A 14,372-nucleotide genomic window follows, 5' to 3' on the forward strand; every position below is an offset into this window, starting at 1 on the left:
GGTTCAAGAGGTTGATTTTGTTGGGGTTTGCCGAGGGTGAGGTGCTGTTGCGGGGGCAAAGTGTGTGAGGGCTGTTCGAATGGCAACAGTGCTGTTCCGGCCTGTCGCCAGCCAGCTGGCGACAGGCCGCGCTCGGGGGCCCGTTGCGGGGCTCAGGCCGCCTCCCCTTGCCGGCTCCACAGCCGATGGTAATACCCCCGCCGCGCCAGCAGCTGCGCATGGCTGCCATCCTCGACAATGCGCCCGTCCTCGAACACCACGATCCGGTCAAGGTGCGCCACGGTCGACAGCCGGTGTGCCACCACGATCACCGTCTTGTCGTCCATGATCTCGTCGAGCTTGTCCTGGATATAGCGCTCGGTGATCGAGTCGAGGCTTGACGTGGCTTCGTCCATCACCAGGATCGGCGCGTTCTTCAACAGCACCCGGGCGATGGCGATACGCTGACGCTGCCCGCCGGACAGCTTCACACCACGCTCGCCCACCAGCGATTCGAAGCCCTGCTCCATGGCTTCGATGAAATCCCGGGCACCGGCCCGGTCGATGGCAGCGGCCAACGCATCGTCGCCAGCTTCCAGGCAGCCATAGTGGATGTTCTCGCGAATGCTGCGGTGGAACAGCCCCGGCTCCTGCGGAATCAGCCCGACCTGCTGGTGCAGCGAATGCTGGGTCACCGTGCGCACGTCCTGCCCGTCGATCAGCACCTGGCCCTCATCCACGTCGTACAACCGTAGCAACAACCCGAGCAAGGTCGATTTGCCCGAGCCGGACGCCCCCACCAGGCCGACCCGTTGGCCCGCCGGAATATGCAGGTTCAGGTGCTGAAAGATCGGCCGCCCGGGGTGATAGCCAAAGGTCACGTCGGCAAAATGCACCTCGCCCCGCTCCACTTTCAACGACGTTGCGCCGGCCGTGTCGCGTACCTCGTGTGGCCGCACCAGGGTGCGCACGCCATTGGCGATATTGCCCATGGCCTCGAAGAACTCCAGCAAGCGCCGCGACAGCCCGGCCACATCCGTGATGATCATCAGCGACAGGCTGGTAGCGGTAACGAAGGTGGCGATGTCGATGCTGCCGCGCTGCCACAACCACAGCGCCAGCAGCAGGATGCCAAGCTTGAGCAGCACCCCGCAGCTGTTCTGCAACCAGCGAATCTTCTCCATGTAACCGAGCGATCGGTCTGCCGCTACCACCTCGTGGTCGAGGAACTTGCCCAGGTAGCCATGCTCGTAGGGGTGGCGGGCGAACAGCCGGATATTGGTGAGGTTGGTCACCGCGTCCACCACCTTGCCGGTGCTGACGCTGCGCGCTGCGGCAAAGTCGCGGGCCAGCGGGTGGCTGCGCCTGGCCAGGAACCAGCACAGGATGAGAAAACCGACCGCCCACAGGCCCATGAATGCCGCCAGCCAAGCGTTTGCGGTGGCCAGCAGGATGACTGCCAGGGCCAGGGTCACAAGCAGCGGGATGAGATCGAAGATCAGGATCGCCAGGGTCTGCGTAGTGCCGATCGAGACCTCGCTGATACGGTGCGCCAATGCCCCGGCGAACTCGCTGGTGATGTAGCGATGCGAATGGCGTTGCAGGTAGGCGAACAAGGCCTGGGTCACCGCGCGCCGCTGACGGGGCACGGTGTAGATATGCAAGCCACTGGCGGCACGCGTGCTGACCATCTCGAGCACCAGCATCAAGGCAAAACCCGCCAGCGGCCAGCGCAATGCCGTGACGACCTGGCTCGCGTCCAGGCCCTGGCTGACCAGACGGGTGATCTGGCCAAGTTGCCAAGGGACCAGCACGGCGCAGACCATGGCGAAGGTCTGCAAGGCGAGCATGCCGGAGTAGGCCACCGGGTGGCGCAGGATGAATGCGCGAAGGAAGGCCTGCGGGGTGTCTGGCAGGTGACGGATGTCCCAACCATCGGGCAGGCGGCGGGTAGATGTCACAGTGTTCTCCTTGTGTCTTGCCTACACGGCGATGCGACTGAACCAGCTTGGCCGCGCCGCCGGAAGATGAGGCACGGCGTCGAGCAAGGCGCGGGTATAGGCCTGACGCGGCTGGCCGAGCACCTGGGCTGCCGCCCCTTGCTCCACCACCCTTCCCCCTTGCATCACCAACACGTGGTCACTGACCTGCTCCACCACCCCAAGGTCGTGGGAGATGAACAGGCAAGCCAGGTTCAGCTCCGCCTTGAGTTCGGCCAGCAATGCCAGGATTCGCGCCTGCACCGACACATCCAGCGCCGAGACCGGTTCGTCCAGCACCAGCACCCTTGGCTTCATGGCCAGCGCCCGGGCAATCGCGATGCGCTGCCGCTGCCCGCCCGACAACTCCAGCGGGCGGCGGTCGAGCAACCCCACCGGCAACTGCACCCGCTCCAGCAACGCCGCCGCCTCGGTGCGCTGCAACGCACGCGGTACACCCGCATGCGCCAGCGCCTCGGCCAATACCCGCAGCACGGTGTAGCGTGGGTCGAACGAGGCCTGCGGGTCCTGGAACACCACCTGGATCCCCTGCCGTGCCTGGCGCTGCTGCGCGGCAGACAACGCAAGCCAATCCTGCCCGGCCAGTTGCAGGCTGCCTTGCTCCGGCCGCTCCAGCCCCAGCAGGATGCGCCCCAGCGTGCTCTTGCCGGAACCGGACTCGCCCACCACGCCAAGGGTTTGCCCGGCGCGCAACTGCAGCGACACATCGTCCAGCACCTGACGCAGCCGGCCGTCCGGCCCGACAAAGGCCTTGCTCAGGCCGCGCGCCTCCAGCACCACGGGTTGTTCGTCCACGCCATCCTCCACCAGCGCCAGGGCCGGCGCCGCCGGACGTTTGAAATGTACCGCCCGAGCCGCGCTCAGCAGGCGCTGGGTGTAGGGGTCCTGCGGGTCCTGCAGGATCTGTTCGACACTGCCCTGCTCCACTACCACCCCATGGCGCATCACCGCCACCCAGTCGGCCAGGCGCGCGACCACGGCCAGGTCATGGCTGACCATCAACAGGCTGTTGTCGCGCTCGCGCAGGTGCTCCAGCAGGTCGAGAATCTGTGCCTGCACGGTCGCGTCCAGCGCGGTGGTGGGCTCGTCAGCGATCAACAGGCGTGGCTGACAGGCGATGGCCGAGGCGATCAGGGCGCGCTGCCTGAGGCCTCCGGAAAGCTGCCACGGGTATTGCCGGGCACGGACTTCGGGTTCAGGCACCCCGACCTGGCGCAACAGCTCAAGTACCCGCAGACGGCGCTGCTCCGCGGCCAGGTCGGTGTGCAACAGCAATGGCTCTTCGATCTCTGCACCCACGCGTCGCAGTGGGTCGAGCGAACCCAGCGCATCCTGCATGACAAAGCCGATGTGCTCGCCACGCAAGCGCTGCCACGCGCGCTCATCGAACTGGCGCAGGTCCTGCCCGGCAAAGGCCAGGCGCTGCGCCTGCACATGGGCACCGGCCCCGGTCAGGCCGACCAGGGTACGCGCCGTGACGCTCTTGCCCGAGCCCGATTCGCCCACCAGTGCCAGGCACTGCCCTGCGCGCAACTGCAGGTCGACGCCGTGCACCACTGGCACACCATTGAAGCTCACGTGCAGGCCGCAGATGTCCACCAGCGGTGCCTGGTTCTTCTCGAAGATGTTCATGCGCGTCTGCCCTCGCTACGGCGCAGCCAGTCTCGGCCGATGACGGTGATGGAAATGACGGTCAGGGTGATCGCCAGCGCAGGCCAGGCCATCAGCCAGGGCGCGTTGGCCATGAAGTTGCGCGCCACTGCCATCATCGCGCCCCACTCCGGCGCGGGCGGCGGTGCGCCGAAGCCGAGGAAGCTCAGCGCAGCGGCGGCGGTGATGGCGCCACCCAGGCCGATGCAGGCCAGGATCAGCACGGGTTGGACTGCGTTGGGCAGCACATGCCAGAACACCACCGCCAAGGGCCTGCGGCCCAGCGTGACGGCTGCTTCGACGAAGCTGGCACGCCGGATGGTCAGGGTCTGGGCGCGTACCAGGCGCGCATAGCGCGGCACTGAGGCGATGCCGACGGCAAGGATCAGGTTGCTGGTGCCTTGGCCGAACAGGGTGATGATGACCAGCGCCAGTAGCAGGTCCGGGAAGGCCAGCAGCACATCGACGGCGCGCATCAGCAGGTTGTCCAGCCAGGCTGGAGCCAGGCCGGCGAGCAAGCCGAGCAGCGTGCCCAGGCCAAGCCCGACCAGGGTGGCGGCCAGGCCGATGAAGAGCGATGGGCGGGCGCCATGGATCAGGCGGCTGAGGACGTCACGGCCGTTCTCGTCACTCCCCAGCCAGAAGGCGGGGCTTGGCGGGTGGTAAGCCAGGCGGGCGTCGGCGGCCAACGGGTCGGTTGGCGAGAGCCAGTCGGGGAAGGTTACTGCCAGCAGTATCAGGCCCAATGTGATCCAGGCCAGCGCCAGGCCAGGGCGAACCTGCCAGCTGCTGGTCACTGTGTTTGGTATGGATACGATCGCGTTCATGTCTGTCCTTCTTGTGTCGCCTGTACTGGCCTCTTCGCGGGTAAACCCGCTCCCACAGGACCACCGAAAAAGCTGAATCCGTGCGGTCCCTGTGGGAGGCTAGGGCGAACCTTCCAGCTACTGGGCACTGTGTTTGGTATGGATACGATCGCGTTCATGTCTGTCCTTCTTGTGTCGCCTGTACTGGCCTCTTCGCGGGTAAACCCGCTCCCACAGGATCACCGCAACGGCTGAATCCGTGCGGTCCCTGTGGGAGCGGCTTCAGCCGCGAACAAGGGCGAAGCCCTTGCCATGTGGGCTACGGTGCCGGGTTGGGAATACGGCGGTGCACGGCCTGGATCTCGGCCAGTACTTCATCGCTCAGTTGCACATCCAGTGCACTCAGGTTTTCCTGCAGCTGCAGCAAGGTGGTCTGCCCGGTAATGGCACTGGCCACGAACGGCTGGCGTATGACGAAAGCCAGGGCCAGTTGCGCCGGTGTCAGCCCATGCTCCCGCGCAATCCGCACGTAGCTGGCAATCGCGTCGTTGGCCTCCTCGCTGCCGTAGCGATTGAACGTGCGATACACCGACGACAATCGCGAACCCTCCGGCCTTGCCCCGTTCAGGTACTTGCCGGTCAACGCCCCGAACGCCAGCGGCGAATAGGCCAACAGGCTGATCCCTTCGCGATGGCTGAACTCCGACAGGCCATTCTCGTACAAGCGATTGAGCAGGCTGTACGGGTTCTGGATGCTGGCAATGCGCGCCAGGCCCTTGTCCTCGCTGTGCCGCAGAAACTGCGCCACACCCCACGGTGTTTCGTTGGAGACACCGATATGGCGCACCTTGCCGGCCTTTACCTGTTCGTCCAGCACCGCAAGGGTTTCTTCGATGGCTGCCGTCTGCGGATGGTCATCGACGTAGGGGTATTCACGGATGCCGAAGAAGTTGCTGGTGCGGTCGGGCCAGTGCAGTTGGTAGAGGTCCAGGTAGTCGGTGTGCAGGCGGCGCAGGCTGCCCTCCAGGGCCGCGACGATGTTCTTGCGGTCGTGGTGCGACAGGCCATCGCGGATGTGCACCTGGCCGCCTGGGTCACGGGCCGGGCCGGCGATCTTGCTGGCCAACAGGACCTTGTCGCGGTTGCCGCGGGCCGCGAGCCAGGTGCCGATGTAGCGCTCGGTGGTGGTCCAGGTTTCAGCGCGGGTAGGTGTGGGGTACATCTCGGCGGTGTCGATGAAGTTGATGCCTGCAGCAAGGGCAGCGTCCAGTTGCTGGTGAGCATCCTGTTCGCTGTTCTGGTGCCCCCAGGTCATGGTGCCGAGGCTGAGCAGGCTGACTTGCAGGTTGGTGTGGCCGAGTGGGCGGTAGCGCATGGGTGCATCCTTTTGAATGTGTGTCGGGTTTCAAATCCTGGGGCTGCCTTGCCGGCGATTGGGGCGCAAAGCGCCCCCTAAGCAGCGAACTGGTTGTGTGCCTTGGGCAACCCCAGGTGCTCACGCAAGGTGGTGCCGGTGTATTCGGTGCGGAACAACCCACGTTTCTGCAGCAGCGGCACCACCTCTTCGACGAACACCCGAGCACCCGACGGGAACATGTCGGGCATGATGTTGAAACCATCCCCCGCCCCCGCCAGGAACCACTCGGCCAGGGTATCGGCAACCTGTTCCGGGGTACCGACGGCCAACCGGTGCCCGACCAGAATCCGCCGCGACAGCTGGCGAATGGTCAGGTTCTCGCTGCGCGCCAGGTTCAACTGGGCCTCCAGAAAACCATGCGACCCCCGCTCGAAATCTGCCACCGCGCCAATTCGCGCCCAAGGCAATGGCGCATCCGGATCCAGCTCGCTGGCATCGATGCCGATACGCCCCGCCACCTGCTGCAACAGGCCGTGCTCGCCATGCCAGGCATTGAGTTCGTCGAAGCGTGCATGGGCCTCGGCCTCGGTGCTGCCGATCACGGTCGACAGGCCGGGCATGATCTTCAGGTGCTGCGGGTCACGGCCCCAGGCTTTGGCCCGTGCCTTCATCTCCCGATAGAACGCCTGCCCGTCGGCCAGGGTGGTCTGGGTGGTGAAGATCGCATCGGCATAGCGCGAACCCAGTGCCTTGCCACCTTCGGAAGAGCCAGCCTGCACCAGTACCGGCCTGCCCTGCGGCGAGCGCGGCAGGTTCAGCGGCCCCTTGACCTGAAAGTGCTTGCCCTTGAAATCCAGGGTGTGGACCTTGCCCGGGTCGGCGAAACGGCCGGCGCTGCGGTCACCGATGATCGCGTCGTCCTCCCAGCTGTCCCAAAGCTTCAGGGTCACGTCGACGAACTCCTCGGCCCGCCCGTAGCGGTCCACATGCAACGGTGCGCCAGCCAGGCCGAAGTTGTGTGCTGCCGCGTCACCGGCATTGGTCACCACATTCCAGGCTGCGCGGCCGCCGCTGATGTGGTCCAGCGAGGCAATTCGCCGGGCCAGGTTGAAAGGTTCGTTGTAAGTGCTGGAGCAGGTCGCGATCACCCCGATGCGCTCGGTGGCGGCCGCCACTGCGGTAAGCAGCACGGTCGGCTCCAGGCGCCCGCCGGGCTGGGCGGACACATCCGGCGGCAACGCCGGGCCATCGGCAAGGAAGATCGCATCCAGGCAACCGCGCTCGGAAATACGCGCGATATCGCGGTAATAGTTGACGTCGATATAGGCGTCGATTGCCGCCTCACCCTGGCGCCAGGCGCCGGAATGCGAGCCGAAGCCGAGGATGTTCATGCCCAGGCTCATCTGTTTCATGGTCATGCCGGTTCTCCTGATCAGACTGCGCTGGCTTCGTCGCCGCTGCCCTGCCCTTCGCTGGCGCTGGCATGAAGGGCACGCCAGGCCTGGGCCGGGCTGATGCCATTGAGGTAGTAGTTGCCCAACGCCTGCTCGCGGTAGATCGCCGGGTTGTGCGAAGCCAGGGTGCGGGCATTGCGCCAGTGGCGGTCGAGGCGCCGGGCATTGCTGGTGGCCGATGCGCCGCCGACTTCGAACAACAAGGTGCTCGCTTCCAGCACTTGCGGCAGGACGATCTGCTGCGCCTGAAAGGCATGGATCTCGGCGTCGGTGTAAAGCTGCTCGGCTACCTCCCCGTGCTGGCCGGCTTCGTACACCGCCTGCAGGCTCTGGCCCACGGCGGTGACTTGCGCATTGGCGGCGAAGGCCAGGCTCGACAGGCGACCGATCACCGCCTGCACCCGCGGGTCTGCGGCCGGCTGCGACTGCCCCGGCACACCGAAGGCGCGGGTGCGGCCCTGGACGAACGCTACGGCATCGGCCAGTACCGCCTGGCCGATACCCGCCAGGGTGGCCAGATGCACCGCCTGGTAGAACGCGGTGAGGTACGACTCGGCACGCAACTCGCCCTTGGCGAAACGGCGCAGCAAATGCTGCGGCTGCACGCTGACCCGGGTGAAACGGGTGGTGCCACTGCCAGTCAGCCGCTGGCCGAAGCCGTCCCAATCGTCGACCCGCTCCACGCCCGGCGCACGGGTCGGCACCACGAGGCTGACAAAGTCGTCGCCATGGTTGGCCACTGCCGCCACCCAATCGGCGTACAACGTGCCGGTGCAGTAGTACTTTTCGCCGTCCAGGCGGTAACCGCCTTCGTCTTCGCTCAACTGCACGCTATTGCCGGTACTGTCGGTGCGCTCGGCCATGGCCGCGCCCCATAGTTCACCGGCGACCACGCGGGCTAACCAGTAGTCCTGGGAGGCGGCGTCGCCGGACGACAGCCGCCCTTCGACGAAGCCGAAGTGGGCGCGGAAGATTTGCGGCAGGTTGGAATCGGCCTGCCCCAGGCGCACCAGCTGGCGCAGCAACTGCGGCAAGGTTGCGCCTGAGCCGCCGTGGCTGCGTGGCACGCGCAGGGCACCGAAGCGGGCCTCGCGCAACCAGGCCACCGGCTCATGGGCCAGGGTGCGCTGCTGCTCGCGGGCCACCGCGCCTTCGGCAATACGCGCATAGATCGGCGCAAAACGCGCATCCAGTTCGGCATCGGTAATCGTGGTTTGGCTCATGATGGTTCCTTTCTCGTGAATTCAGACGCGTGCGGTGCGCGGGTCGATGGCCTGGGTCGCCAGGTCCACCAGCAGGTTGACCAGCACGTAGATCGCTGCCGCCAGCAGGGTTACGCCGAGCACCAGTGGCACGTCCTTGCTGGCGGTAGCGTCGAGCATCAAACGGCCAATGCCTTGGCGGCCGAACAGCAGCTCCAGCACCACGGCGCCGCCGAGCAGGCTGGCGAACACGTAGCCGGCCAGGGTCACCAGCGGCACCAGGGCATGGCGCAGGGCGTGGCGCAGACGCACAGCGATATCCCCCATGCCACGTGCACGGGCCTGGGTGATGAAGGGTTGTTCCAGTACCTGCTCCAGCGACTGGCGCAACACTTGTGCAAGCACCGCCGCGATCGGCAGCGCCAGGGCCAGGCTCGGGAGCACCAGCGAGCGCCAACCGCTGGACCCGGACGGCGGTAGCCAATGGAAGTGAAACGCGAAGGCCAGCAGCAGCACCGTGCCGATCACGAAGTTGGGGGCCGAGGACAGCAACAGCTCGATGCCCGACACCACCGCGCGTAAACGCCGCCCGCGGTTGGCGGTGAGCAGCGCCGAGGCCACTGCCAGCAGCACCGCCAGCACAGCCGCGCTGCTGGCCAGCGCCAAGGTCGCGGCGGCCTGCTCGCCAATCGCCTGGCCAACCGGTATGCGCAACCGGTACGACTCGCCCAGGTCGCCCTTGGCCAGGCGCGCCAGGTAGTGGCCGTATTGCACCCACAGCGGTTGATCGAGGCCGTATTCGGCGCGCACCTGGGCCAGCAGCGCCTCGCTCGGCATGGCATCCGGGCCGCCGAGGATCGCCAGGGCGGTGTCGCCACCGCTGTGTTGCATGCCAAGGAAGGTCAGGCTGGCCGCCGCCCATAGCACGATCACACCGTCACGCAGGCGGCGCAGCAAGATGATCAGCAGTTTCATGGTTGCTCCTTTGCCAGCCACACGCTGGTAAACAGGGGAACGTTGTGCGAACCATCGAACAGCACGCCGCCGACTGCGTTGCGGTACGCCAGCAGCATCTGGCTTTCCACCGAGGGCACGGCCGGCACGGTCTCGCCCAGGCGTTGCTGGGCCCGGCGATACAGCTCGCGGCGCTGCGTCGGGTCGGTGCTGCGCCGGGCGGCACCGAGCAACTGGTCGAGGGTGGCGTCACGGAAGTGGCCGACGTTCTGGCCGATCATTCGTGCGCTGGGGATGGATTGGCTGTGGTAGAGGATGTACAGGCCATCGGCCGTGTTGGTGTGCCAGTAGCCACCGCCGATGGCGTCGAAGTTGCCGAGGTAACGCAGCTCCATGACCTTGCTGAGCGGCAGCAGCTCGATGCGCAGGTCGAAGCCGACCTTGCGCAGGTCTGCCTGGGCAGCCACCGGAACATTGGCCGGGAACGCCGGGTTGTCATAGGTCAGCAAGGTCGCCCCGAGGCGCCGGCCATCACGGCTGCGATAGCCTTCGCCGTCACGCCCGGTCCAGCCGGCGGCGTCGAGCAAGCGCCCTGCTTCGACCGGGTCGAAGGCCAGGGCATCGCGGGCCACCGGGTCATAGCCGGGGGTATTCACGGCGAGGAAGTCCCCCTTGGCCAGGTACTCGCCGAAGCCGGAGATCCATGCCAGGCCATCACGGTCGATGGCCTTGGCCACGGCCTGGCGCACCCGCACGTCATCGAACGGCGCACGGTCGACATTGAAGGTGATGCTGCGCGACGGGTTGCCCTTGCGAATGCGGTTGCGCAGGGTCAGCTTCGGGTTGGCGCGGATCGCCGCGGCATTCTGCGCCGGTGCGTCCAGGGCCATGTCGCTGTCGGCAGCCTCCAGGGAGGTGTAGCGGATCATCGCTTCGGGCACGTAGCTGAGCTCGATGCCGTCCAGGTAGGCCTCGCCCTGGTGGTTGATTGCCGGCGGTGCCCAGTTGTACCCCGGGCGGCGGACAAAGCTGGCACGCTGGTCGCGCACCCAGCCGGTCAGCACGAAAGGCCCGGTGCCGATGGGCTGGCTGGCGATGGTCTTCGGCGCCTCGAGGATCTGCCGTGGCGAGATCATCCCCAGCCAGGCCTGCGACAGCACATCGAGAAACGGCGCATAGGGCGCACGCAGGGTCGCCTCGAATGTGTACTCGTCCACCACCCGCCCCTTCAGGTACGGCGCGATATAGGCGGCGGCCAGTGGCGACTTGGTCACGGGGTCACGCATGTGTTCGAGGTTGACCCGCACCGCCTCGGCGTTGAAGCGCTCGCCATCGCTGAAAGTGACGTCGTCACGCAGGTGGAAGGTGTAGGTCAGGCCGTCGGCGCTGATGTCCCAGCTTTTCGCCAGCCACGGCGTGAGGGTGCCGTCCTCGGCCTGGTACACCAGGCAGTCGAACAGGATGCGGCCCATCCACTGCATGTTGCCATTGGACAGCGCGTGTATATCGAAGCTGCCAGCGTCGCTCGCCGCCGACACGCGCAGGATGCCACCGCGCTTGCCGGGCTGCTGCTCGACGAAGTCGCTGGCCGGGTAGCGCATCACGCCGTTCACTTCGCTGAGCGCTTCGCCCTTGAGCAGCGCCTGGCTCTGCGCGGACGTGGCGGGTGAGCAGACGGCAACCAACAGCGCACTGGCCACCAGGCATGTATTGAATAATCGGGAATTCGGCTGCACAGCGGGCCCTTTGTATAGACGGCTACATAAAGGGCTATTGCAGTTGTCGTGCCAGCGTTAACACTGCGCATTCATTGAGGCTAGTTCAAACCGCCTGACGCATTAACCATACAAACTGTTTCATCCCTGTTGCGCTGACAACATCCAACCCTTTGGGCTGCGCTGTCGCGTAGATAACTGAAATTGCAAGCAATCCGCATCCCCTGTGGGAGCGGCTTCAGCCGCGAATAATCCAACGCGGTGCATGGCACCGGCTGCGCCGGTGTTCGCGGCTAAAGCCGCTCCCACAGGTTGCACCATAGCATTCGGATATTTGGATATAACCTGCACTGTTCCGCAAACAACAGGAGCGCAACAAAATTTGCTGTTTTATTCAGCACTTCACACTAAAACTTTGGCCACACCCCCAAACTTCCGGCCTTTCGCCAGCTGGCACAGAAACTGCTCTTACACATTTCGACAGGCCTGACTATTCCCATAGAACGCCGAGGACCTACGATGACTTGCAAGGAATTGAACGATGCGTGCGATTCAACCCCAACCACTGCGCCTGGCCATCCGCCACGCCGCCCTGGCCACCGCGGCCACGGCCCTGCTGGCCCCGGTCACGGTACTGGCCGCTGAGCAAACCCTGGGCACGGTGACCGTGCAGGCCGCCAAGCAATCCGAAGTACAACAGGCCGCCAGCGCCCTGGCCGAGGTGCCCGGCGGCACCAGCGTGGTCGACAGCGAAGAGGTCGCCAAAGGCCGCACTGCCACACTGCAGGACACCCTCGGCTACCAGCCCGGGGTATTCGTGCAGTCCACCGGCGGCAACGACGCGGCGAAGATCTCGATCCGCGGCTCCGGTGCCAATACCTCGCCCGGCTATTTCCGTGAGGGCATCAAGTTCCTGTTCGACGGCCTGCCGCTGACCGGCCCTGGCGGCACACCCTATGAATTCCTCAACGCCAGCGGCGTGAACTACACCGAAATCCTGCGCGGCGCCAACGCCTTTCAATATGGCGCGCTGACCCTCGGCGGCGCGGTCAACTTCGTCAACCACAGCGGCTACAGCGCCCCCGGCCTGCGCGTGCGCGCCGAAGCCGGCAGCTACCACTACCAGAAGCAGAGCATCAGCTACGGTGGGGTCGAGGGCGACCTGGACTACTACCTGCAGGCCGACAACTACCGCAACGAGGGTTTCCGCGACTACAGCCTGTCGAAGAGCTCGGGCATCGTCGCCAATGCCGGCTACCGCTTCAGCCCCAAGCTGGAAACCCGCCTGCTGCTGCGCTACCGCGACGAAACCCACAACGACCCCAGCGCCACCACCCTCGACGCCGCGCTGCACCACCCGCGCCGCGCCAGCGCCACCGCCGAGACCAGCGGTGCCGGTGCACGCCGCCCGGGCAGCATCTGGGTGGGCAGCAAGACCACTTATACCTTTGACGACGATGCACGGCTGACCTTCGGCCTGTCGTATCACGACTATCGCCACACCAACAGCCCGCGCAGCCCGAGCAATCCCAGTTACTGGGACTGGCACGACCTCGGCCTGCTGCTGGGCTACGACCGGGTCGACTACCTGTTCGGCCACGAAAGCCGCAGCAGCATCGCCTTCACCTCCACCCAGCACCTGCGTGGCGGGGTGAACTCGGCCAACGACGACAAGCTGTCGCTCAAGCAGGTCAACTACAAGGATTCGTTCGACCGGGTGATCGCCCTGGGCAACGATATCAACCTGGTCGACAACCTCTGGCTCACCAGCGGCGTGTCGTTCATCAACGTGCGGCGCAAGATCAACATCGACCACGCGGTGAACCCCAACACCACCAACTTCCCGCAGCATGTGGACTACGACAACTGGAGCGTCGCCCCGCGCATCGGCCTGCGCTACGAGTTCAGCCCGAACCTGCAGGTATTCACCAACTTCAGCCGCAGCATCGACCCGCCTGCTTCCTGGGAATATTCGGGCTCCGGGCCGACCCTGCCTTACATCCGCCCGCTGGTGGAGCAGAAGGCCAACACCTTCGAGGTCGGTATCAAGGGCTCGCACGGCATCTTCGATGGCAGCCTGGCACTGTACCGCTCGTGGATCCACGACGAGCTGCTGAATGTGCAGATCATCCCCGCCACATCATCGTCGGCAGCGGTCACCGGTGCCTTCAACGCCTCACCGACCATCCACCAGGGTGTCGAGGCCGGCCTCAACACCCGTCTCTGGGAAAACCCGCAGGGCGACCTGGTACGCTGGCGCCAGGTGTACACCTACAACGACTTCTACTACCGGCATGACGACACCTTCGGCGACAACCAGTTGCCGGGCGTGCCCAAGCACATCTACCAGGGCGAGCTGCAGTATCAGGACCACAGCGGCTGGTACACCGGAATCAACGTGCAGTCGGCCTCGCGCACGGCAGTGGACTATGCCAATACCCTGTATGCGCCGTCGTACACCATCTGGGGGGCGAACCTGGGGTATGAGGCACCGAAGGGCAACTGGAAGGTGTCGCTGGACCTGAAGAACCTGGCAAACAAGGCGTACGTGACGGCGGTGACGCCGGTGTACAACGCGCGCGGGCAGGATACTGCGTCGTTCTGGCCCGGGGATGGGATTGGCGCGTACGTGGGGGTCGAGTTCAGGTACTGACCACGCAGCAACGTGGTTGATAGCGCGTCCATTACGCATTCGAAATCGAGCGCCGCCCCACGGCGCTCGGTTTCCAGGAGCGCTGTTCGCACCGAAGGGCTTCACAGGGCAAGTGGAAGGTTTCAGCATTGACCTGAATCAATCAAACGCCATAGGCGGTGTTGTAAACAGCACACCAAACATATGGGAATGCAGTTTGATGAGCGAGTCCAACCCGGCAACCAGAATTATCTGCAACAATCTTGAACTGGCCGATCAATTGCGCCAGCTGTTGGCGCCTATAGCACCTGATTGCGAGGTACTGAGTACGCCTGGCAATTGCAGCGCCGTGCCGCTTTGCCGCTGGCTCGGTGAAGCAAAGTTGGGCTCGGCTGGGCAGGTACAGGCCGCTTTGCTGGATGCCACCGAGGTTCTCGAACAGACCCGACACGCCTTCAAATCCCGCGAACTGGGGCTGCTGCGGCGACGCTTGGTTGCATTGCTGGATAAATTGTCGGAAGATCCTCAATGATGTGAATGTGCCATCACCAGGTTCCGCCCTGCGGGAACCGGCTTTGCCGAGCAGGATAATAGGCCTGAAAGACGAAGCGCCGTGGCAACAA

10 protein-coding genes are annotated in these 14,372 nt (G+C 65.2%); 2 read left to right on the forward strand and 8 right to left on the reverse strand.

Annotated elements, in window-relative coordinates:
* Positions 1–152: 152 nt before the first annotated feature.
* The 8 genes from ABNP31_RS17065 to ABNP31_RS17100 all read right to left on the reverse strand — a co-directional run bounded on the left by ABNP31_RS17065 (position 153) and on the right by ABNP31_RS17100 (position 11,087).
* Positions 153–1,940, reverse strand: a complete 1,788-nt coding sequence (locus tag ABNP31_RS17065; protein WP_085664636.1) for an ABC transporter ATP-binding protein — start codon at positions 1,938–1,940, stop codon at positions 153–155.
* A gap of 21 nt (positions 1,941–1,961) precedes the next feature.
* Positions 1,962–3,611, reverse strand: coding sequence for a dipeptide ABC transporter ATP-binding protein (locus ABNP31_RS17070; protein ID WP_085664635.1), 1,650 nt, complete (start codon positions 3,609–3,611; stop codon positions 1,962–1,964).
* Complete coding sequence (locus ABNP31_RS17075) at positions 3,608–4,456, reverse strand: ABC transporter permease (protein ID WP_085664634.1); 849 nt, start codon at positions 4,454–4,456, stop codon at positions 3,608–3,610. Before ABNP31_RS17075 ends, ABNP31_RS17070 begins: the two co-directional genes overlap by 4 nt.
* 298 nt (positions 4,457–4,754) lie before the next feature.
* The gene (locus tag ABNP31_RS17080; RefSeq protein ID WP_075045698.1) at positions 4,755–5,810 is read right to left on the reverse strand and encodes an NADP(H)-dependent aldo-keto reductase; all 1,056 of its coding nucleotides are present in this window, start codon (positions 5,808–5,810) and stop codon (positions 4,755–4,757) included.
* A gap of 77 nt (positions 5,811–5,887) precedes the next feature.
* On the reverse strand, positions 5,888–7,210 hold the full coding sequence (locus ABNP31_RS17085; protein WP_085664632.1) for an LLM class flavin-dependent oxidoreductase: 1,323 nt from the start codon (positions 7,208–7,210) through the stop codon (positions 5,888–5,890).
* Between the two features lie 14 nt (positions 7,211–7,224).
* Positions 7,225–8,469 carry an acyl-CoA dehydrogenase family protein gene (locus ABNP31_RS17090; protein WP_085664631.1) on the reverse strand — a complete coding sequence of 415 codons (1,245 nt, stop codon included), beginning with the start codon at positions 8,467–8,469 and terminating at the stop codon, positions 7,225–7,227.
* A gap of 21 nt (positions 8,470–8,490) precedes the next feature.
* On the reverse strand, positions 8,491–9,423 hold the full coding sequence (locus tag ABNP31_RS17095; RefSeq protein ID WP_025339885.1) for an ABC transporter permease: 933 nt from the start codon (positions 9,421–9,423) through the stop codon (positions 8,491–8,493).
* Positions 9,420–11,087, reverse strand: a complete 1,668-nt coding sequence (locus ABNP31_RS17100) for an ABC transporter substrate-binding protein (RefSeq protein WP_414058095.1) — start codon at positions 11,085–11,087, stop codon at positions 9,420–9,422. The genes ABNP31_RS17095 and ABNP31_RS17100 overlap by 4 nt, the downstream gene beginning before the upstream one ends.
* Before the next feature lie 571 nt (positions 11,088–11,658).
* On the opposite strand from ABNP31_RS17100, the gene ABNP31_RS17105 reads away from it, so the two are divergent.
* On the forward strand, positions 11,659–13,770 hold the full coding sequence (locus tag ABNP31_RS17105; protein ID WP_075045703.1) for a TonB-dependent receptor family protein: 2,112 nt from the start codon (positions 11,659–11,661) through the stop codon (positions 13,768–13,770).
* A gap of 199 nt (positions 13,771–13,969) precedes the next feature.
* On the forward strand, positions 13,970–14,281 hold the full coding sequence (locus ABNP31_RS17110) for a hypothetical protein (RefSeq protein WP_025339888.1): 312 nt from the start codon (positions 13,970–13,972) through the stop codon (positions 14,279–14,281).
* Positions 14,282–14,372: the final 91 nt, after the last annotated feature.

The organism is Pseudomonas asiatica (genome assembly GCF_040214835.1).
Taxonomy (GTDB): domain Bacteria; phylum Pseudomonadota; class Gammaproteobacteria; order Pseudomonadales; family Pseudomonadaceae; genus Aquipseudomonas; species Aquipseudomonas putida_Z.